Below are 20,441 nucleotides of genomic sequence, written 5' to 3'. Positions count from 1 at the left end.
ATCATCCTTGCCGCTCTCATCAGAGCCGCCTGTTGGCAGGGGGTGGGGGAGAAGCCAGTCACAGTTTTTTGCCCTTTTGAGTTTGCCCTTTTGTGTGAGTAAATCCGTTCCCGCCCTCTGCCGGCACCCGCGCCTCAGCTCTCAATCTTCTCTGCCCTCCCCCAGGCGCGGGGGGAACTTGGAGTGTGGGGAGGTGAGGTTTTTATTATGATTGATTGAGCGGAGTGGACAGGTTTTAGTCCCAGCGCCCCTCGCCAGACGCCAGCCGATTGAGTCCGAGGAAGTTCTGTGTTCGGGGAAATTTTTATTCCCTGACAGTAAAAATACCGCTCCCTTTAAATAGAAGAAAGTTTGCCCTACCTAGGAGAACACCTATGGCTACAGCTGTTGGTATACCGACCCCCCCCAAATCCCTACCATTAGATATAGTCGATCTGAACCTATATCGCATTAGCAATCCTGACTTGGCAGGACTTAACGATGATCAGCTCCTGTCGCACTTGGAAACGTATGGACTGGCAGAAGGACGCCTATTCTCGCTTTATGTTGACCTCCCTTACTATCGAGAAAATAATTCAGATCAGGACACCATTAGCGACAGGGACTTGCTGATAGATTTTCAACAGGATGTGATATTCCAGGGTCGCGATCCCTCACCTTTCTTCGATTTTACCTACTATTTAGAACACAACCAGGACGTAGCTGATGCGGCGTCACAGTACGCTCTCGACTCCTTGGTGTCGGATACCTTAACTGGCGGGTCCAGCAGCAGTGGTACGGGAACGCTAGAAGAGCAGATTCTTCAGAGCGAGTACGAATTTGCCTTCAATCACTATATGACGAATGGCCTGGCGGAGGGGCGCAAAGCCTCACGGTTTTTCGACGCCAACTACTATCGGATTAACAACCCGGATCTCGTAGCAGCAGGCTTAAACAACAAGCAACTGTTTGAGCACTATTTGATTAGCGGTTTGGATGAGGGACGCCGCGCCTCGCCGGTATTCGACCCGTCATACTATCTGAACACGAACCGAGACTTGAGAGCGGCAGGTCTGAGCAACCGGCAGGCGTTTGAACACTATGTAACCTTTGGCCAGACAGAGGGTCGCCGCCCGTCTCTTTTCTTGGATCGAGAGGCAATTAGCAGCTTAGTTTTTCCGGGCTCACCGTCATTTTTCGGAGACGCACAGGCAACTACTAGCACAACCGGTCAGACAACTGGCACGACCGCGACGGACACCACACAGACGGCGTCGGCACAAGTGTGGGATGTCTCCGCCGGTGGCACTCTCACCTACAGTTTTGTGACAACTGCGAGTGCCTTTTTGTACCCGGGAGAGGAATCTGGCGTTGGGGAGGTCAGCGATGCCATCAAAAATAATGTCCGCCAGATTATGCAAAAGTATGACGAAATCCTGCCTTTCAATATCGTCGAGGTGCCAGACAGACCGCCCAGCGAAGGTCAGATCCGAATCATGTTTTCCAACGGGGATGGGAGCAACAATTTTTACGCCTACGCCTATCAGCCGCCTCAAGAAAGTTCTGGCGTGAGCCAGCAAATTGCCGGGGACGTGCATTTAAGCCGCGATTATGAAACAGATCCAAATGAGGCATTCTCCAGCGGCCCGGGCAGTTTCGGCTACGAAGCTTTGATTCACGAGATCGGTCATGCCTTGGGCCTAAAACACCCCTATGACTACTCAAACTCTACCCAGAGTGACGCAAACCAGCAGGCCGTCGAAGTCGGGCCATTCCTCTCTGCGGCCAAAGATAACGATACGAACACCGTAATGAGTTACAACTTTGCTGGCGTTGGAGCCAAGTCGCCGATGGCATTCGACGTGCGAGCCCTGCAGGATCTCTACGGGATGAGTGATTTTAACAGCACCGACACAACCTACACGTTTGATATCGGCACGTTTTTCGATGTCAAGCAGAGTATCTGGGACGCCGCCGGTGCCGACACGCTGGATTTTGCTGCCCTGCCGGCAACGGACAGCTACTATTTTGACATGAATGAGGGCGGTCGCAACACGACTACCAGCGCCCTGAATGGAGCGACTTATACGGTGACCGAACAGGTCGGCACACAGAACAGCCAGCCGGTGTACGCGACGAAAACTTATACGACTGACATTTACGCCACGGTGATTGCCTTTGGCACGACTATCGAAAATCTGGTGGGTTCCCAAGGCAATGACGCTATCTTGGGCAATCCTGTCGCCAACCGGATTGACGGGGGTGCCGGCGCTGACAAAATCACCGGCGCTGTTGGCGCTGACACCCTCACGGGGGGTGCCGGTGCGGATATATTCGCCTACTCGCCCGGAGATGGCGGCCTTTCTCAGCCGGCTGGAGACATTATCACCGATTTTACCCCTGGTGAGGACGCCATCGGTCTGGGTTCGGGTCTGGCGTTTAAGGATATTCTCATCGAAGCTGCCGGCGCTGATACCGCGCTCCGGTTGGCTGGCACCGGCGAATATTTGGCGACGCTGATCGGGATTCAAGCCCCGACTCTCACCGCTGCGGATTTCACCCAGATTTAGAGTAGAGAAACCGGCTTTCTTCTCAAGGGAGATTTAAATCTGTCGCTTACTTCCCACAAAAAACCCGGTTTCTAAACTCTGCCGCCGGCACTCCCAGATCCCCGGAATCTCGCCCCGAGGGCTTCCCACAAAAATCTGATAATTAGCTATAGTGAGGGAGCTATTGGTTGGCTCCTGTCGCCAGAGCCGGTGGCTTTCAGCCTCAAGCGAAAGGGCCAGCATCCAAGCGCAATCTCTGTTTTGTTGTTTTAAACTGTTATGAACCCACAATCGATTCGTTCTCAAGGGGCAAAGGCGTCCTTTTCGATGGACGATTTTGCCAAAGCCCTCGAAGCGCACAACTACGAGTTTCAAAAGGGACAGGTCGTGCGCGGCAAGGTGTTTCAACACACCAAGGATGGCGCTTATGTTGACATCGGTGGCAAGTCACCGGCGTTTCTCCCTATCGCAGAGGCTTCCTTGAGACGGGTCACCAATTTGTCGGAAGTGCTGCCGTTGCAGGAAGAGCGGGACTTCCTGATTGTCCGCGAGCAGGATGCAGAAGGTCAGGTGACGCTTTCTGTCCGCCAGCTGGAATCTAAGCGGGTCTGGGACGAGCTGGCCCAAGCGCAGGACAGTGGCCAAACTGTGCAGGTGCGGGTGACGGGAGTCAATAAGGGCGGCGTCACTGTGGATGTCGAGGGGTTGCGGGGATTTATCCCCCGCTCGCACCTGATCGAGCGCGACAATTTAGACGGGCTCGTCGGTCAGCGCCTGAGCGCCAACTTTCTGGAGGTCAATCCCGAACAGAACAAACTGGTGCTGTCCCAGCGCTTGCTGGCTCGAGCGAATCGCGTCAGCCAGTTAAAGGTTGGCCAGCTGGTGGAGGGCGATATTGTCAGTATCAAGCCGTTTGGGCTGTTTGTGGATTTGGATGGCGTCACCGCTTTGCTGCACATCAAGCAAATTAGCCAAACCTACATCTCCTCTCTCCCCGATACGTTTAAGGTGGGTCAGTCGATTAAAGCCGTCATCACTGAGGTGGATGAGTGGAAAAATCGCATTGCCCTGTCTACCCGGGTGCTGGAAAATTCCCCGGGGGAAATGCTCGAGAAGATGGCTGACGTGATGGCTGATGCCGAGGCGCGCGCTCACAAGGGGAGCAAAAAGGACTCCGATCCTCCCGCTGCATCTGAGTCTCCCGCTGCAGCAGAGTAAAACTCAAGGCGCTGCCGGCTGTCCCGCAGGCGAATCCCATTTCCGGGCCATCTGGCAGCGCCACCGGCACCACCGGCTCCCTCTCCCCGCCTGCCGGTGTGAGTGGGACAGCCGGCATTATCATAAAGTAATTGCCCGGAAACCCTGACCGTTGACAAGTTCCGGTTTCTGGCGTATATTAATAATATTTTAATAAGTCAGATTCAGGGAAGCGGCTTTTTTGCCGGCGCTCCTGAAAAATACGCCTGATGCCGGTTCTGAAAATAGACAGAGGAGGGAACAGTGGAAAATAAGATAAACTGCGCTATCGATTGCGTCAACGGCTGCGTTTTGGGTGACAAATGCCCGAACCAGGGGTACGCAGCGGAGGCGTCAAAGTTCATCAGCGACACTTCGCTAGATCAAATGATCGAGATTGCTCAGGAAGCGCTGAGAAAGAAACTCACGGCACCCCCGAAGTGGGTTTTCCCCGACCAGGAATAGAGATGTGGGCTGCGTTCCGCGCCCCCAAATCCTCTGTGGGGGTGAGATGGGTTCAGGGCGGAACGCACGCTACTGTTCTGTTCGCGAATTGATATGGGGTTTAATAATCAACCGCCATAGACGCGCCAGCGGCTTCCCGTAGGGTAGACGCCAAGGACGCCAAGAAGGAAGAAGAAAGAGGAAAAGGGATAGAAAAAAATTGACCGGCTATACTAAATCCGCTAAGAGGTTTGAAACTGAACCGCTACGCACATTCCCCTGAACGCAATCGCGCTCGGCTTCTGCGACTTCCTGTAATAGTTGCTGCCGGCGCTGCTGTTGCAGGCGCTTGTGAATAATATCGACAAGGAGAGCCTGCTCATCTGGCGATAGGGCTTCTACTACTTCCAGGGCTTTCTGTAAGGTGGAAGTTCTTTCTGCCATGTTCATCTGTTAGAAGTGCTGTTATTATTCTATTATAATAGATTGCGCTTTCTTTGCCACCGGCAGCCGGTGGGAGCGGATGGGGCGCAAGATGTACGGTGCGTTCCGCGCCCCTGAACACTCCGCAGAAGTGGGATGCGTTGGCAGCGGAACGCACCCCACTCACCCGCTCTATTCCAGAATTTCCTTGACAGCAGTCACATAACAATTGTAAGCCATTCGCCCGATGTCAGCCCTTTGCCCGAAGCAAACGAAGATTACCTTTTCAACAGACGTATTTTTCCCCAGAAAAAGCTTGACTTCGGGAACAGCGATTCTAGCCGCTCTATCTATTGGAAAACCATAGGCTCCGGTGCTGATGCTTGGAAAAGCAATTGTCCGTATAGAGTATTGTTCTGCCAATGCCAGGCAGTTTCGATAGCATTGAGTCAACTTCTCCTCCTCTCCAGAATTGCCCCCATGCCAGATGGGACCCACGGTATGAATAACCCACCGTGCGGGGAGGTTATAGCCACCGGTAATTTTGGCTTCACCCGTGACGCAGCCGCTTAGCCGGCTGCATTCCTCTCGAAGCCCAGGACCAGCCGCACGGTGAATGGCGCGATCTGTCCCACCACCGCCCGAAAATAATCGATCAGTAGGGTTGACGATAGCATCGACCTGCTGTAGAGTAATATTGCCTTCAACAATCGCAATTCGATTCCTCACAGAACTTTGGGGGCGCTGAGGGGAGTCCGCTTTCTCTTCAGAACTGAGTTCGCCGGCAATATTCGGTACAGTTGTGGCTGAGCTAAGATTGGGATTTTCAGGCGTTACAGGGATGGCGGTGCTGGGAGTAAAGGGAATTGAGGATACAGAATTGAGAGCTTCCAGCACCTCTACCGCAGATTGGTAGCGCTGGCGGAAGTCATAGCGCACCATTTTGTCTACAACATCTGCTAACTCAGAGCTTACCTGTACCAAATCGCGCCAGACGATCTCACAGGTTATCGGATCTTCTGGTAAATCCTTGGGATTTACGCCTGTGAGGGCTTGGATGCCAATCATTCCCACGGCAAAAATGTCACTGCTGAAGCGCGGCTTTCCGGCTAACTGTTCGTTGGGCATATAGCCGGGTGAGCCGATGGCAATCGATAAGCTTGTCTGACCTGAGGAGCTGAGCGCTTGAGTGCTGATTTGCTTGACCGCGCCAAAGTCAATCAAAACCAGCTTGTTATCACGCCAGCGCCGCAGGATATTAGACGGCTTGATATCGCGGTGGATGACATTCTGCCGGTGGACAAAGGCTAGGATTTCTAAAATTTCCTGCAAAATTGCAATCACCTGAGCTTCGCTTAACTTTTCACCGGCACGCAGTTCCTGGCGCAGTTCGTGTCCTTGAATGTATTCCTGAACGAGATAGAATTCTTGCTCTTCTTCAAAATGAGCGAAAAGTCGGGGGATTTGCTCGTGATTTCCTAACTTGTACAAAACTTCGGCTTCCCGGTTGAACAAACGCCGAGCGGTTTCCCATAAAAGTGGGCTGCCAGCCGTTGCCGGCTTGAGCTGTTTGACGACGCAGCGGGGGGTTCCGGGTAAATGCCTGTCCTCAGCGACGAAGGTGGTGCCGAAGCCGCCCCCTCCCAAGTGGCTGGCGATATGGTAGCGCCCACCGAGTATTTTGCCTAGCATCAGATTTACGCAACGCAGGGGATTTAACTGACAGAATCGTTGTTTGATACCCATTATGGCACAGGAGAGTGAGGCAACTTAACTGTCTGGGGCTGCCGGCATGCAGGGGGAGGGGCGATTGCTGGGCTTACGCCAAAGCCACCGGCACGAGGCACCGGCACCGAGATCGCCCAAAGGCGCACCATCTGTGGCACTCTGAAAAGCAGAGAGGAACAACCTACCAACCGACGATGCAAACTCTGCCCAACCCAACCACCACCTCCTACAGCAACCTCAACACAGACACCACCATCCACCGGCGCAAAACCCGCCCTGTAAAGGTGGGCGATATCACCATCGGGGGCGGCTACCCCGTGGTGGTGCAGTCGATGATTAACGAAGACACCCTCGATATAGACGGATCGGTAGCCGGTATCCGTCGCCTGCACGAAATCGGCTGCGAGATTGTCCGCGTCACGGTGCCCAGCATAGCTCACGCTGTCGCCCTGGCGGAAATCAAGCAGAAGCTGATTCAAACTTACAAGCGGGTGCCCCTGGTTGCTGATGTCCACCACAACGGCATGAAAATTGCCCTGGAAGTGGCTAAGCACGTTGATAAGGTGCGGATTAATCCGGGGCTGTATGTGTTTGAAAAGCCGAAAGCGAGCAGAACTGAATACACTCAAGCAGAATTTGACGAAATTGGGGAAAAAATCCGCGAAACCCTGGAACCCCTGGTGATTTCCTTGCGCGATCAAGGGAAGGCAATGCGGATTGGGGTCAACCACGGTTCCCTGGCGGAGCGGATGGTGTTTACCTACGGCGACACGCCCGAAGGTATGGTAGAATCAGCACTAGAATTTATTCGCATCTGCGAATCGCTGGATTTTCGCAATTTGGTGATTTCCCTGAAGGCGTCCCGAGTGCCGGTGATGCTGGCGGCGTACCGGCTGCTGGCGCAGCGGATGGATCAGCTTGGCATGGACTACCCGCTGCACTTGGGGGTTACGGAAGCAGGTGACGGGGAGTACGGGCGGATTAAGTCAACTGCCGGCATCGGCACTCTGCTTGCGGAGGGGATTGGCGACACCATCCGCGTCTCTCTCACCGAAGCGCCAGAAAAAGAAATTCCCGTCTGCTACAGTATTCTGCAAGCTTTGGGGCTGCGGAAGACGATGGTGGAGTATGTGGCTTGTCCCTCTTGTGGCCGCACGCTGTTTAATTTAGAGGAAGTGCTGCACAAGGTGCGGGAAGCAACCAAACACCTCACCGGCCTGGATATAGCAGTAATGGGGTGCATTGTCAATGGCCCGGGAGAAATGGCGGATGCTGACTACGGCTATGTGGGCAGGCAGCCCGGTTACATTTCTTTATATCGCGGGCGCGAAGAAATCAAAAAAGTCCCCGAATCGCAGGGTGTGGGGGAGTTAATTAGCTTAATCAAGGCGGATGGCCGTTGGGTCGATCCTTAAGTGTTCTCGGAAAACCCAATTCTCGGTGGGAGGGCAGAAATTCTACGGAACACTTCCTCCCATCGCTTGTGCTAGAGTGGGCGAAATGCCTTTGCAATGTTTCCTTTCCGGCTCAGCAAACCTATGGAAATAACAAAACGTGGCCTCGTTGTGGGTGCGACAGTGATGACGGTTAGCGCTGTCGCTATAGCAGGAGCCAATATTCATAAGGGTCAGGCGTTCTTTCAGGATAGCCCTAAGGAACTGATTGACGAGGTGTGGCAGATTATTGACCGCAATTATGTGGATGGCACCTTCAATCAGGTGGACTGGGACGCGGTTCGCAAGGAGTATCTGAGCCGGTCGTACACCAGCAAGCCGGAAGCTTACAAGGCGATCCGCGAAATGCTGGAGAAGCTGAAAGATCCCTACACCCGGTTCATGGACCCGCAAGAGTTCCGGAACATGCAGATTGACACCTCTGGGGAACTCACCGGCGTGGGGATTCAGCTGGCCCAAGATGAGAAAACCAAAAAGCTGGTGGTGATTGCCCCGATCGAGGACACGCCGGCATTCCGCGCCGGTGTGGCGGCTAAGGACATTATTCTCAAGATCAACGACAAGAGCACCGAAGGCATGGATGTCAACCAGGCGGTGAACCTGATCCGTGGGCCGGTCGGCAGCTCGGTGACGCTCACCATCCTGCGGGAGAAGGAACAATTAGAGTTTCGCCTGAAACGCGACCGGATTGAGATCCATCCGGTGCGCTACTCCTATCGCAAAACTCCGAGCGGCGGCGTGGGCTATATTCGCCTGGTTCAGTTCAGCGCCAACGCCTCGAAGGAAATGCGGGACGCGATTAAGGATTTGGAAAAGCAGAAGGTAACAGGGTATATTCTGGATCTGCGCTCCAACCCCGGTGGATTGCTGCAAGCCAGTATTGAAATTGCTCGCATGTGGCTGCAAGATGGCCCAATTGTGTCAACGGTGGAGCGCCGGGGAGAAACCAGGCGCGAGGATGCCAACCGGGGGGCTCTGACGGATAAACCCCTGGTGGTGCTGGTGGATGGCGGTTCGGCGAGCGCTAGCGAGATTCTCTCTGGGGCGCTGCAGGACAACAAGCGGGCCACTTTGGTGGGCGTGAAGACATTTGGCAAAGGTTTGGTGCAGTCGGTGCGGGGTTTGGGCGACGGTTCGGGGATGGCGGTGACGATTGCCAAGTACCTCACCCCTAGCGGGCGCGATATTAACAAGCACGGCATTGACCCTGATGTGGTGATTGAGCTGTCGGAGCAGCAGCGGGATGCTTTGAGGGGCGATCGCGAGAAGATCGGCTCGCCAGAAGACCCGCAATATGCTAAAGCGATGGAAGTGCTGCGACAGGAGATTGCTCAAAAGCAAGGAAGACGCGCTGAATCCCCCGCCGGCAAGCAGGTGAAAAGTAAGAAGTAAAAGGACATCTGTCCGAGAGGTCCGGCGTCGGGAGGATTCCTGCTTTACTGAGGCTTGCATTTGCCTGCACGAATCAGCCCCACGCGACGGGCGATCGCTTCGTCTGCAGAGGCATAAGGCCCCCACTTCTCTGTGATGTTGGGGGCTTCTTTGTTTTCGGCTTGTTCGCCGGGGAGGATGTCGCAGAAACCCTCCGGACGCTTGACAATATACCAACTTTGTGCTGTTTCCATGTGGGGCGGCGGTTAGGGATTTTGGGTTCTGGGTAAATTGTAAAGCCAAAAAGCAGAACAATAATTCTTCCTATAATTTGCATACGCTTTCGCTAAAAATCTTATAAATTCAACCGGCAGCTCCTGCTGATATGCTAAACTTATTACCACAGACCATTGCTCTGGGGCAAGCCGCCCGCTTCGGCTGCCGGTGGTTCGAGAGATTAAAAGGAGTTGGAACCTACCATGACTCAGCTACCACAAATCCCTGACGCAGAGACGAGAAGGCGAAATGTTGAGCGGTTGCGCGAAAGCAACCGGCAGCTCGATCTTTTTGGGTTGGCACTAGATGAACTGATTGCGATGGCAGAAGCTGAACTTCGCCGGCAGCGCCGGCAGCGTCTGGAGGGCAAGTACAGGCGTGAGTCACAGCAGGTCGGGGAATAGGAGCGATATTCTAAAAGGATATGATTGGCGAGCGCAATTTGAGGTACTGAGAAACCCGGTTTCTTTAAGAAACCGGGTTTCTGGGCCTAACGTTCAGCCAACTGAGAAGTCTATTTGCCCTTTGACAGAGCCGCTATTCGCACCGGCGGTTAAGTTTCATGGGAGAATAGATGAGGCTTTTCTTAGGGGAAATAAAACGGATGGCCAACTTACCCGAAGACATCACAACCACTGTTTTCAACTTACACCGGCGACTCCTGCAACTCGGCAATGACGCCACTGCAGTTGGGTTCACCATCCTGGAACAGTTTGGCGAGACGGAGGAAAAGATTGTCGAAATTGAGGAATTGGAGAACCTCAAGAAACGGGCAGTTTCCTACTAGACGCGCCTTTCCCGGCTCCTGTGGCAGGTTGCGGAATCCCAACCTGAGGCAACTTCTGCTACAATGAACTTACTGGCTAAGTCAATAGAAGAGACAGAGGCTATTGCGGATGCCGGTGAAGCAAGTATTAAGTTCCCCGGCGAATGGAATTCGCGGCTATACAAACAAAGTCCGCCTACCCTTCGGGAAGGGCTTCGCCCAACGCGGACTAAGAGAAGAGCAAGACTGTCTCTGTAATATAGAATTTACCGGCGATTGGACAGAGTTTGTTGGCGAATTAATGGGGACCCCCGCCGCCAGCATAAACTTAGCTAGAAACCAGAGAATTGTTCAAAAAAAGCCCGCGTAGGCGGGCTTCGTCTGTATAGCCGCGATTTCAATCGCCAGGGACCTAGCTAGCAGCGAGAGAATTCCATTTATTTTTGCCCACCGGCTTGCATTTGCAAAACCCACCGGCGAAACAGTTCCACAACGATGCGCCACCGGCTGCCGGTTTCCGCCACAACATCATGTCGCATCAAGGTGTCGAGGGCTGCAGTTGCCTCCGCTGCTCCCACACCGGCAGCCCCAGCAATCGTGTCGAGGGTTAGCCCTTCCGGGTGGGGGGCGAGAACCCGCAAGATAGCCTGCTGATAGGCTGCGCCCTGCGCCGCTTGACCCCAGACGCCGGTGAAGTAATACCCTCCCCGGGTGAATAATTCATCATTGATCGCGGCTTCCACATCATCTATACTAAACACCGGCTCGCGGGGGCGTCTCATGTCGAAAACCAGCTCATTGTACCGGCGAACCAGCTGAAATCCGATCAGCTGAACGAGATAGGGCTGTCCAGAAGTCAGGGCATAAATCCGGTCGAGCGCTTCTGGCGTGTAGTCGAGGGGGAAGTCATCATCTGGGTTAGCTAGGATTTGGCGTGCAGTCGCTGGAGTCAGCAAGCCAACTTTGATAGGGATGACGCTGGCGAAAAAGGGCTGGAAGTAATCTTCTGTCATCTCTTCCAGCGTGTGCAAGCCGGCGAATGCAAAAGCTATCTTGGGACTCATTTGCACCATCCCCCGCAGAAACCCCATAAAGTCGGGAGGGATTTTTCCCGCCTCTATCAGTTCCTCGATTTTCTCGAATTCGTCTAAGGCGATAATTAACCCGCCATCTAGATTTTCCTCGACTTGTTTCAGGTAGTTTTCAAAGGTGCGGTTGGGAAAGTGCAGCCACTTTGTCTCGTCTGGGGGTGTGCGGTGTACCTGACTGGAAATAGCATCACAAATGGCCATCAGCACCTCGGCGACTCCCTGTGAGGCATTGGCAACAGTCAGCAGGTTGACATAAGCGACTTTTACCCCTGACCCCAGACAGTTGCCGGTGTTGCGCAGGATGGAAGTTTTGCCCATGCGCCGGTGCCCGAAGAGGACTACAGATTGCAGCTGATTGCTCAACACCCACAACTGTTCTAGCTCTCTGAGGATGTCTTCCCGCCCGACAAACAGTTTACCCTGAACTGGGTCGCCGACAACATAGGGATTGCGCACCGGCTGGGTGATGGAAATTTCCCCCACCTCACCAGCTACCCGCAGCAGGGATTCTTGCCAATTTTTAGCGATGTCTGCGATCAAATCTCGCTCGGCTTGTGGTATAATATCGGCACGGTCGAGGATTTTTGTCAGCTCTCCTAAGGCTCGGTTGAGAGCGAAGGAACGAGTGGAGAGAGACACACTGTTCTCAACCGCTTGCATATCTTCCACCACTCGCCGCAGACTCGCTATGGCTTGCCAGGTCGTTGGGCGGAACAGGGGTTCTTTGGGAAAAGCCGGCATTTGCAGGGAAGCAATAGCGGCGGGTTCTTTAGCAGCGTGAAAAGCTGCCAGGGTTTGAGCGAGGGTGAGCATTTCCTCCCCATATAAGAGAGAGCGCACTACCGCAAAAGCTTCTGCGGCTTTCTGGGGTTCTTTTTTATGTAGATACCAGAAGCCGGCGGCTGCAGCGCGGGCTGGGGTGTCGGGGCGAGTCTGTGTTACCCGCAGCTGTCGCTCCCAGAAAAAAGAGAAGAACAACAAAAAACTTTCTATAGCCCGTGACTTAATTTTTGCCTTCAGAGAAGCTGATGCAAAACGCACCAGCTGCCAATCATAGGGGGCTTCAGCTAGCTGGGAGACACGAAAAATGACTTGCTCTGCCGGGGTCTCCGCAAGCACCTGATTTACAGCCTGAACAGCGGGGATAAACTGAAGGGTGTAGGCTAAAAGTTGGTTGGCGTTATATAAACCCGTCTCCCAATCCCGCCGCAAGCAATTTTTGAGCTGAGCGGAAAGAAAGGGAAGGGGAAGTGGGGTAAAACGAGAAAGCTGAAAACGCCTATTCCAAGACTTCAGTGGGGTGAGCAACAGATAGAACAGCCAATGATCAGGACGGAGTATCCCCACGCCGAACGCTACGCCCCACGCCACGCCCGACGCCACGCCCCACGCCACGCCCGACGCCACGCCCGACGCCACGCCCGACGCCACGCCCGACGCCACGCCCGACGCCACGCCGAACACCACGCCGAACACCACGCCCAACGCCACGCCGAACCAATCAATGGAAACGCCTATCTGCTGAAGAACTGCACTGACAGCTAGGGGTGTCACAACTGCCACAACCACCCCTTGCAGCAGCAATTTATGCTCGATGGGATTCTGTCGCAGCAACTCCCATGCCTTTCGCCAATTCATTTCCTCTTCAGGAATATACCCTCCCCCGAAGGTATCCACATACCACCGCAAAGCTTGGGGAAAGAAAAACACCCAGTACAGCAACCGCAGGTAATCCAGCGGATTCCACAAGGAGAGGGGGCGGTTTAGCTTGGGAGCTAAGTCTAATCGGGGAACGGGATTGTGGTTTTCCCTCATTGCAGTTTCTCCATGTAACCGGCATAAGTTTGATAGCACAGCCGCACCAGTCGCCGGGGATGACCGGCACTTTCCCGCACCAGCCGGCTGATTTCCTCCTCAGTAAAGTTTACCGAAGTCCCATCCAGACGGGATTGAATAAAAGCGCGGATAGTGGCTTCATCCCAAGGTTTGATTTTCTCCTGTAGGCAAATACCGGCAAGAGGGGATGTCTTGCCATCATTCTGACTGTCGTTAAACAGGGTGTCGAGAGACTCACCGGCAGCTATAATCAGCTTCAGAGGAGCGTCACCTCCTTCGGCGATACCCCGCAGCCAATCGCGTATGTGCCAGGTAAAACCCTCCTTGACGATCTTGCCCACATTGTCTATAGCCAGCAGCACTCTATGCGAATTCAAGTGCCGGTTCAGATCGTTTCCCTTACTTTCGGGGATGCCAACCTTTTCGCATAAAGCGCTGTAGAACCCATTTTCGTCCCAGACTGGATTGAGGTCTAGGTAAACCGGCTGGCGCGACGACAGGAGGCGACTTTCCGCCAGCCGGCAAATCTCCCACAGCAGAGAGGACTTGCCGATTCCCTCTTCTCCTATAAGCGCCACACTGCTGCCGGTGTTTAGCGTCTCGAATACGTTCCGGATTTCGCGGTGCCGGTTGAAGAACCATTGCGGCTCGTCCACTATGCCGGTGAGGGGAATAAACGGATTCTCTGGAATGGCGCGGCTTCCCCCGTCAATAACGCTTGCGCTGCGAAATGGAGGCTGAGAACTCTGCGGTTTCATCTCCTCCAAATACTTCTGTTTCAGCCAAGCCAGAAGTTCAGGATCTCTGGCTTGTCCCCTTCTTTGGCTGTGATTCGGAAACGCTTCGCAGTCCTGCTTTTTTGGGTGGCTGAGCTTTTCGTATATCTTCCACAGGTGCTTGTCAATCGTTCCCGTATTCCTGGGAAGCCCGTTATTTTCCGTGGAGCTTGCTGCAACCTGAGGATTGCTTATTACATTGTTCTCGTCAGGAAACTTGGCGAGGAGAATGGCCCCCTCTTTCCGACTCAGCCCATACCGCCGGCATACCCGCATTATAAAGTCTTCCCAGGCACTCATAGTCTCGCCACCCTCCCAAACTCCTCTCACCCTTAGCTCCTCTTTGTTTGAGCTTACCACAGCTAGAGAGAGCCGTCAAGTCTCCGAACCGGAAAAAAACCGGAAAAATTTTTCCGGTTTTTTATTCCGGAAAAAGGAAGGTTTTTTCCGCTCATTCCCCGCTCCAAAGCCTAAGGTGGTTGATAAGGGGCAGTTGGCCCTATGAAGATTGCTCGCATTAAGGGAGATAACCTAATTATGACATCTTTCCCCGCATTTCAGCCAAGCGAACCGCAACCGCAAGCCAAGCCGTTCCCGTACAGCAAAACCGAAGTGGGCACGCGGCTTCTTGCCAGCTTGCAAGCAAACATCCCGCCCATACCGCCCAGCTTTCCTGCTGGCAAACAGTTCGAGGAGCTTCCCCACTATGTTGCGCTGATTGTGCCCGACAGCCAGTTTCACGTTATGCGAACAATTGACTGCATGACGCAGTGGTTTACTGCAGCTAGCGTCTGGCTGATCTTAGGAACTTACACCAGTCCCGTCAAAGGAATTGAAGAAGAGATAAACTGGCTAGTGATTTCTTGGTGTGACGCAGAAGGCTTAGAGAAATATTGGCCCAAAATTCTCGCTCACGCGGAAGATTTGCAGCAAAGCTTAAATCAGGAGTGCATTGCAGTTATTCGTGACGGGAAAATGGTACTGGTGCGTCAGTGGAGTTGACGCACGCGAGGGGGCGAGCGCTCAATTTCCCTCGTTTTCTCTCGTTCCCAGTTCTAAATGATTTGCGCAACCGCGCTTGAGTCCAGAAACCCGGAAGAGGGCGGTCTCCGTGGGTGGCCACTGGTGTCAACTTAAGCTCCCGGCGATTGGAAAGAAGCTGTTGGCGAATCGGTGAGGGGTTAGACCTCTGGCTAGTTGGCCAGGAACCTGGCGATTGGAAATCGCGGCTATACAAACAAAGCCCGCCTTCGCGGGCTAAGAGTATAGCGAGACTCTCAAAATGTGCGGGTTTTTTTTCGAGGAAAGACGAGAAAGGGGAGAACAAGGGTTCCCAGAAAGCTCCCCTCCCCGTTAACGGGGAGGGGTTGGGGGTGGGGTTTGAGCCCCCTATCAATTCGCCAACAGTCTCTTGGAAATCGCGGCACTACAACCAAGTCCGCATGACAAGGACTTAAGAGAAGAGCTAGAATCTTAAAACCCTTGCCTTGCGGGTTTTGTCTGTATAGCTGCGGTTACCCTGCGGGAAGCCGCCAAGGGCGTCTACAACCGCCTAGAGACTACGGGACACAGCTTAAGTTGACACCAATGGCACTCTTTCCCGCCCCTACGAAACCGGGTTTCTGAAATTTCCGCGAAGGTATAGGACGCGCTATATTCTGTTTATTGTTGCCCACCGGCTTCTATTTTCAAAACCCACCGGCGAAACAATTCCACAACAATCCGCCACCGGCTGTCGATTTTTGCAACAACGTCATGTCGCTCCAAAGTATCGAGAGCTGCAGTTGCGCGCTCACTTCCCACATCGGCAGCTTCAGCAATCTCTCGAAGCGTTAGCCCTTCCGCGTGGGGTGCGAGAGCGCGCAAAATTGCCTGCTGACCGGCAGCACCCCGCGCCGCTTCCTCCCAAATGCCGGTGAAGTAATACCGCCCCCGCCTGAAAATTTGATCGTCCATCTCCATTTCCACATCATCGACACTAAACACCGGCTCGCGCAAGCGTCCCATTTCAAAAACCACGTCATTGTACCAGCGAACCATCTGAAATCCAATCAGCTGAACCAGATACGGCTGTCCAGAAGTCAGCGCATAAATCCGGTCGAGCGCTTCAGGCGTGTAGTCGAGGGGGAAGTTACGATCTGGGTTCCCCAGGATTTGGCGGATAATTGCTGGAGTCAGGAAGCCAATCCGAATCGGGATGACACTGGAGAAAAACGGCTGGAAGTAATCCGCTTTCATCTCCTCCAAGGTGTGCGAGCCGGCAAATGCAAACGCTATCTTGGGACTGACTTGCATCATCCCCCGCAAAAACACCATAAAGCTGGGAGGGAGTTTTCCCGCCTCTATCAGGGTTTCGATTTCCTCGAATTCGTCTAGGGCGATAATTAAGCCCCCCTCCAGATTTGCCTCGACTTGTTTCAAGTAGCGCTCAAAGGTATGGTAGGGAAAGGTCAGCAATTTTGTCTCGTCTGGCAGCGTGCAGTGTGCCTGACTGGAAATGGCATCACAAATCGCCATCAGTACGTCGGAGACTCCCTGAGAGGTATTAGCAACCGTCAGCAAGTTGACATAAGCGACTGTTATCCCTGAACCCAGAGAGTTGCCGGCGCTGCGCAGGATAGAGGTTTTGCCGGTGCGCCGGTGTCCGAATATCAGTACAGATTGCAGCTGATTGCCGGCACCCCACAATTCCTCTAGCTTTCTCATTATGTCGTCCCGCCCGAACAGCAGTTGCCCCTCAACGGGGTCGCCAACAACATAAGGATTGCGCACCGGCTCGCCGATGGAAACAGCCCCCACCTCAGCAGCAACCTCCAGCAGGGATTCTTGCCAATTTTTAGCAATGAATGCTATCAAATCTCGCTCAGCTTGTGGGAGAGTGCCGGTTTTGTCAAGGATGCCGGTCAGCTCTCCTAAGGCTCGGTTGAGAGCGAACGAACGGTTAGAGGGAGACACACCTCTCTCAAAATTTTGCATATCTTCCACCACTCGCCGCAAACCGGCGAGCGCTTTCCAAGTCGCTGGGCGGAGAGAGGCGTCTTTGGGAAAAGCCGGCACTCGCACCGCAGCAATATCGGCTAGCTCACTAGCCGTGTCAAAAGCTTCCAGGGTTTGAGCGATGGCGAGCATTTCCTCCCCATATAACAGAGAGCTAACTTCAGCAAAAGCTTCGGCGGCTTTCCGGGCATTCTTGGCGTGCAGATACCAGAAGCCGGCGGCTGCAGCGCGGGCTGGGGTGTCGGGGCGAAGTTCTCTCTTCTTTAATCCGATGATTGGGCGCTTATACCCTGAGGCAAAACGCACCAACTGCCAATCATAGGGGTTTTCAGCTATCTGGGCGACGCGAAAAATCAGCTGCTCCGCCGGTGTCTCCGCCAGCACCTTATTCACAGCCTTAACAGCCGGGATAAACTGAAGCGTGTAGGCTAAAACTTGGTTGACATTGTGCAAACCGGCCTCCCAGTCCTGCCGCAGCCAATTTGCCAGCCGGCGCGAAACAAAGGGAAGGGGAACTGGAGTGACGCGAGACAGCTGAAAGCGCTTATTCCACAATTTCAGTGGGGTGAGCAACACAGAAAACAGCCAATTCTCCACACGGAGGATCGCCACGCCCAGCGCCACGCTCGACGCCACGCACAGCGCCACGCTCAGCGCCACGCCCAACCCAACGCCCAACCCGACGCCCGACACCACGCCCGACACCACGCCCAGCGCCACCCCCAACCCCACGCCGGACATCACCTCTTTTATCGCGTCCGAGAGCGCATCCCACGCCACGCCCGACGTCACGCCCGACGCCACCCCGGACATCACGCCCAGCGCCACGCCCAACCCCACGCCCCACGCCACGCCGAATGCCACGCCCGACATCAGGTCCAGCATCACATCCAGCGTCAGCCCCGAGGCCAACCCCGACGCCACCCCCGAGGCCAACCCCGAGGCCACGCCCAGCGCCACGCCCGACGCCACGCCCAGCGCCACGCCCAGCGCCACGCCCGACGCCATGCCCAACCCCACGCCCAACCCGACGCCCAGCGCCACGCCCCTCCAATCCACAGGAACGCCTATCTGCTCGAGAAATGCACCGGCAGCGAGGGGTGTCACCACTGTCAAAATCAACCCTTGCAGGAGCAAGTTACGCTCAATGCGATTCTGTCGCAGCAACTCCCATCCCTTGCGCAAATTCATTTCCTTTTCGGGGATATACCCCTCCCCGAAAGTGTCCACATACCACCGCAAAGCCTGGGGGAAGAAAAACACCCAGTACAGCACCCGCAGGTAATCCAGCGGATTCCACAAGAAGAGGCGGCGCTTTAGCTTGGGAGCCAAGTCTAAGCGGGGGACGGGATTCTGGTTTTCGCTCATTGCAGTTTTTCTAAGTAACCGGCATACGTTGTATAGTACAGCAGCACCCGTCACCGGTCTTGACCGGCTCTTTCGCGCACCAGCCGCCTGATTTCCCCCTCAGGAAAGCTTACCGAAGTCCCATCCAGACGGGATTGAATAAAAGCGTGACCGCTGTCTTCTTCCTAAAAGGTGATTTTTCTTCTTCCTTTGTTGCAGATGGGAACAAGAAAAAAGGGACGCCGCACCGGCCTCTTGCGCGACCTCCCCTCGCTCCCACCCCCCGCTTGGAAACGCCCAAACAGACGTCGCACCGGCGTCGCTGCCGGTGCGCCGAGAAAAAAACGGACGTAGCACAGGCGTCTCGCCGGTGCGCCGAGAAAAAAACGGACGTAGCACAGGCGTCTCGCCTGTGCTAAAATAATAAGAGGCAGAGCCTCTAGATATGCGTTCCCAGGCGGAGCCTGGGAACGAGAGTGAGGGGGTTACATTCCCTCAAAAATCCACCGTCAGCGGCGCGCGCGGGAACGGAATCACATCCCGAATATTCGCCATGCCGGTCATAAATTGCACCAGCCGCTCAAACCCCAACCCAAAACCGGCATGCGGCACTGTACCGTACCGGCGCAAATCCATATACCACCAATAATTCTCAATGTCAAGCCCCTGCGCCTTAATCCGCCGCTCCAGCACATCGAGCCGCTCTTCCCGCTGCGAACCCCCAACAATCTCGCCAATCTTGGGAGCGAGAATATCCATCGCCGCCACAGTCTTCTCGTCCTCGTTCAGGCGCATGTAGAACGCCTTAATCCCCACCGGATAATCTGTGACGATTGTCGGCTTTTTGAACAGGTCTTCCGCCAGGTAGCGCTCGTGTTCCGACTGCAAATCCAGCCCCCAGCTCACGGGATACTCAAACGTCTTGTCTGCCTTTTCTAGCAGCCGGATTGCCTCTGTATAGGTCACCCGCTCGAACTGGCTGTTAATAATATTGTCAGCTGTCGCCAGCACGGACTTGTCAATCCGCTGGTTGAAAAATTCCATATCTTCCGGGCAGGTTTCCAGCACATGTTTGAAGATATACTTCAAAAAGGCTTCCGCCAAATCCATATCCCCTTGCAAGTCGCAGAATGCCATTTCTGGCTCCACCATCCAAAACTCTGCTAAGTGCCGGGATGTGTTGGAATTCTCCGCCCGGAAAGTGGGGCCAAATGTGTAAACATTGCCAAATGCCATCGCCATCACCTCAGCTTCCAGCTGTCCGCTGACGGTGAGGAATGCCGGTTTCCCGAAAAAGTCTTTGCTGTAATCGACGGCTTGTTTGTCTGTGCGGGGGACGTCCTTCAAATCCAAACTTGTCACTGCAAACATCTCACCGGCACCTTCGCAGTCGCTGGCGGTGATCACCGGCGTGTGAATCCACATGAAACCCCGCTCTTGGAAAAACTTGTGGATCGCCCAAGCGCAGGCGTTGCGAACGCGGAACACTGCGCCAAAGGTGTTGGTGCGCGATCGCAAGTGGCCAATTGTCCGCAGGAACTCAAACGAGTGGCGCTTCTTCTGCAGCGGGTACGTCTCGGGATCTGCTTCCCCGTAAACCTTGACCTCCGACGCCTTCAGCTCAATCCGCTGTCCTTTTGCCGGCGACTCCACCAGCACACCGGCAACTTCCACCGATGTGCCGGTGTTCAGCAGCTTGAGCACCCCTTCCGAGTCTGGCAAATCCGGATTCAGCAGCACTTGCAGGTTGGCCATCGATGAGCCGTCATTGAGCTCCACAAAGGCAAACTCTTTCAATTCCCGTTTCGTGCGCACCCACCCCTGAACCGTCACCGGCTCGTCAGGCTGGCCATTTCGCAAAATTTCCGCAATCCGTCGCGTTGCCATGTTGTTTTATCGTTTAGTGCTATCACCTCAATCGTAATATCTCACAGCTGGCATCCTGAGATCGCTGCCGCTGTAGGGCGCAGCTCATTCGGGGACAAACCCCTCACCCCTATTCCCATTGCCCCCTCCCCCGCACCGGCACTCCTGACAAGCACAGTAGGGTGCGTTCCCCTTGGGAACGCACCCTACTGCCATTTTTTACTCCCCCTCCCCGCAAGCGGCTATCCATTACCCACATCTTTCTTAATGAAGATTTATGTATAGCCCATTTGGAAGTCCAT

Annotated in this window: 16 protein-coding genes; 9 read left to right on the top strand and 7 right to left on the bottom strand. The window is 54.4% G+C overall.

Translation table 11 applies throughout. From position 1 onward, the window contains the following. Positions 1-374: 374 nt before the first annotated feature. The 3 genes from OSC10802_RS43880 (at position 375) to OSC10802_RS0102790 (ending at position 4,229) form a co-directional block, all read left to right on the top strand. On the top strand, positions 375-2,549 hold the full coding sequence (locus tag OSC10802_RS43880; RefSeq protein WP_017715266.1) for a M10 family metallopeptidase: 2,175 nt from the start codon (positions 375-377) through the stop codon (positions 2,547-2,549). A 258-nt stretch (positions 2,550-2,807) separates the two neighbouring features. Next, a complete protein-coding gene (locus OSC10802_RS38450) occupies positions 2,808-3,746 on the top strand; it encodes a S1 RNA-binding domain-containing protein (protein ID WP_044169939.1) in 939 nt (312 codons plus the stop codon). Between the two features lie 282 nt (positions 3,747-4,028). After that, positions 4,029-4,229, top strand: coding sequence for a hypothetical protein (locus tag OSC10802_RS0102790; protein ID WP_017715263.1), 201 nt, complete (start codon positions 4,029-4,031; stop codon positions 4,227-4,229). 207 nt (positions 4,230-4,436) lie between these two features. On the opposite strand, the gene OSC10802_RS0102785 is transcribed toward OSC10802_RS0102790, so the two are convergent. Both OSC10802_RS0102785 and OSC10802_RS56300 read right to left on the bottom strand, forming a co-directional pair. Next, complete coding sequence (locus tag OSC10802_RS0102785; protein ID WP_044169938.1) at positions 4,437-4,652, bottom strand: hypothetical protein; 216 nt, start codon at positions 4,650-4,652, stop codon at positions 4,437-4,439. Between the two features lie 171 nt (positions 4,653-4,823). Further along, positions 4,824-6,323: a macro domain-containing protein gene (locus OSC10802_RS56300; RefSeq protein WP_052334289.1), complete on the bottom strand. Its 1,500-nt coding sequence runs from the start codon at positions 6,321-6,323 to the stop codon at positions 4,824-4,826. 230 nt (positions 6,324-6,553) lie between these two features. On the opposite strand from OSC10802_RS56300, the gene ispG reads away from it, so the two are divergent. Together ispG and ctpC are read left to right on the top strand one after the other, a co-directional pair. Beyond that, complete coding sequence (gene ispG / locus OSC10802_RS0102775) at positions 6,554-7,774, top strand: (E)-4-hydroxy-3-methylbut-2-enyl-diphosphate synthase (protein ID WP_017715261.1); 1,221 nt, start codon at positions 6,554-6,556, stop codon at positions 7,772-7,774. A gap of 123 nt (positions 7,775-7,897) precedes the next feature. Beyond that, positions 7,898-9,205, top strand: a complete 1,308-nt coding sequence (gene ctpC, locus OSC10802_RS0102770; protein ID WP_026098110.1) for a carboxyl-terminal processing protease CtpC — start codon at positions 7,898-7,900, stop codon at positions 9,203-9,205. Between the two features lie 44 nt (positions 9,206-9,249). Here the strand turns inward: ctpC and OSC10802_RS0102765 are convergent, their stop codons facing one another. Next, positions 9,250-9,438, bottom strand: coding sequence for a hypothetical protein (locus tag OSC10802_RS0102765; protein ID WP_017715259.1), 189 nt, complete (start codon positions 9,436-9,438; stop codon positions 9,250-9,252). Positions 9,439-9,663: 225 nt separating this feature from the next. Here OSC10802_RS0102765 and OSC10802_RS0102760 point away from each other — a divergent pair, with 225 nt between their 5' ends. Together OSC10802_RS0102760 and OSC10802_RS52535 are read left to right on the top strand one after the other, a co-directional pair. After that, entirely contained in the window at positions 9,664-9,864 is a 201-nt protein-coding gene (locus OSC10802_RS0102760; RefSeq protein ID WP_017715258.1) for a hypothetical protein, read from the top strand. Between the two features lie 200 nt (positions 9,865-10,064). Next, entirely contained in the window at positions 10,065-10,247 is a 183-nt protein-coding gene (locus tag OSC10802_RS52535; RefSeq protein WP_017715257.1) for a hypothetical protein, read from the top strand. A 416-nt stretch (positions 10,248-10,663) separates the two neighbouring features. Here the strand turns inward: OSC10802_RS52535 and OSC10802_RS0102750 are convergent, their stop codons facing one another. Continuing rightward, positions 10,664-13,132 carry an AAA family ATPase gene (locus OSC10802_RS0102750; protein ID WP_017715255.1) on the bottom strand — a complete coding sequence of 823 codons (2,469 nt, stop codon included), beginning with the start codon at positions 13,130-13,132 and terminating at the stop codon, positions 10,664-10,666. Beyond that, entirely contained in the window at positions 13,129-14,229 is a 1,101-nt protein-coding gene (locus OSC10802_RS43870; RefSeq protein WP_017715254.1) for an ATP-binding protein, read from the bottom strand. The genes OSC10802_RS0102750 and OSC10802_RS43870 overlap by 4 nt, the downstream gene beginning before the upstream one ends. 201 nt (positions 14,230-14,430) lie before the next feature. On the opposite strand from OSC10802_RS43870, the gene OSC10802_RS0102735 reads away from it, so the two are divergent. Continuing rightward, positions 14,431-14,931, top strand: a complete 501-nt coding sequence (locus OSC10802_RS0102735) for a hypothetical protein (RefSeq protein WP_017715252.1) — start codon at positions 14,431-14,433, stop codon at positions 14,929-14,931. 660 nt (positions 14,932-15,591) lie between these two features. On the opposite strand, the gene OSC10802_RS0102730 is transcribed toward OSC10802_RS0102735, so the two are convergent. Continuing rightward, on the bottom strand, positions 15,592-18,294 hold the full coding sequence (locus OSC10802_RS0102730; protein ID WP_017715251.1) for an AAA family ATPase: 2,703 nt from the start codon (positions 18,292-18,294) through the stop codon (positions 15,592-15,594). 134 nt (positions 18,295-18,428) lie between these two features. Between OSC10802_RS0102730 and OSC10802_RS48680 the strand changes: the two genes are divergently transcribed. Further along, positions 18,429-18,692, top strand: a complete 264-nt coding sequence (locus tag OSC10802_RS48680; RefSeq protein WP_232731604.1) for a hypothetical protein — start codon at positions 18,429-18,431, stop codon at positions 18,690-18,692. A 76-nt stretch (positions 18,693-18,768) separates the two neighbouring features. Here the strand turns inward: OSC10802_RS48680 and asnS are convergent, their stop codons facing one another. Continuing rightward, entirely contained in the window at positions 18,769-20,160 is a 1,392-nt protein-coding gene (gene asnS / locus OSC10802_RS0102725) for an asparagine--tRNA ligase (protein ID WP_017715250.1), read from the bottom strand. Positions 20,161-20,441: the final 281 nt, after the last annotated feature.

The organism is Kamptonema formosum PCC 10802, assembly GCF_000332335.1.
GTDB lineage: Bacteria > Cyanobacteriota > Cyanobacteriia > Cyanobacteriales > Oscillatoriaceae > Oscillatoria.
The sequence above is the reverse complement of the archived record's forward strand: the minus strand, read 5'-3'. Positions and strand labels throughout refer to the sequence as shown.

What these genes read in the sequence shown, in the direction of transcription:
- OSC10802_RS43880 (WP_017715266.1), top strand. Translation starts at nt 375, where the DNA reads ATGGCTACAGCTGTTGGTATACCGACCCCCCCCAAATCCCTACCATTA.
- OSC10802_RS38450 (WP_044169939.1), top strand. Translation starts at nt 2,808, where the DNA reads ATGAACCCACAATCGATTCGTTCTCAAGGGGCAAAGGCGTCCTTTTCG.
- OSC10802_RS0102785 (WP_044169938.1), bottom strand. Translation starts at nt 4,652, where the DNA reads ATGGCAGAAAGAACTTCCACCTTACAGAAAGCCCTGGAAGTAGTAGAA.
- OSC10802_RS56300 (WP_052334289.1), bottom strand. Translation starts at nt 6,323, where the DNA reads ATGCTAGGCAAAATACTCGGTGGGCGCTACCATATCGCCAGCCACTTG.
- ispG (WP_017715261.1), top strand. Translation starts at nt 6,554, where the DNA reads ATGCAAACTCTGCCCAACCCAACCACCACCTCCTACAGCAACCTCAAC.
- ctpC (WP_026098110.1), top strand. Translation starts at nt 7,898, where the DNA reads ATGGAAATAACAAAACGTGGCCTCGTTGTGGGTGCGACAGTGATGACG.
- OSC10802_RS0102765 (WP_017715259.1), bottom strand. Translation starts at nt 9,438, where the DNA reads ATGGAAACAGCACAAAGTTGGTATATTGTCAAGCGTCCGGAGGGTTTC.
- OSC10802_RS0102760 (WP_017715258.1), top strand. Translation starts at nt 9,664, where the DNA reads ATGACTCAGCTACCACAAATCCCTGACGCAGAGACGAGAAGGCGAAAT.
- OSC10802_RS52535 (WP_017715257.1), top strand. Translation starts at nt 10,065, where the DNA reads ATGGCCAACTTACCCGAAGACATCACAACCACTGTTTTCAACTTACAC.
- OSC10802_RS0102750 (WP_017715255.1), bottom strand. Translation starts at nt 13,132, where the DNA reads ATGAGGGAAAACCACAATCCCGTTCCCCGATTAGACTTAGCTCCCAAG.
- OSC10802_RS43870 (WP_017715254.1), bottom strand. Translation starts at nt 14,229, where the DNA reads ATGAGTGCCTGGGAAGACTTTATAATGCGGGTATGCCGGCGGTATGGG.
- OSC10802_RS0102735 (WP_017715252.1), top strand. Translation starts at nt 14,431, where the DNA reads ATGAAGATTGCTCGCATTAAGGGAGATAACCTAATTATGACATCTTTC.
- OSC10802_RS0102730 (WP_017715251.1), bottom strand. Translation starts at nt 18,294, where the DNA reads ATGAGCGAAAACCAGAATCCCGTCCCCCGCTTAGACTTGGCTCCCAAG.
- asnS (WP_017715250.1), bottom strand. Translation starts at nt 20,160, where the DNA reads ATGGCAACGCGACGGATTGCGGAAATTTTGCGAAATGGCCAGCCTGAC.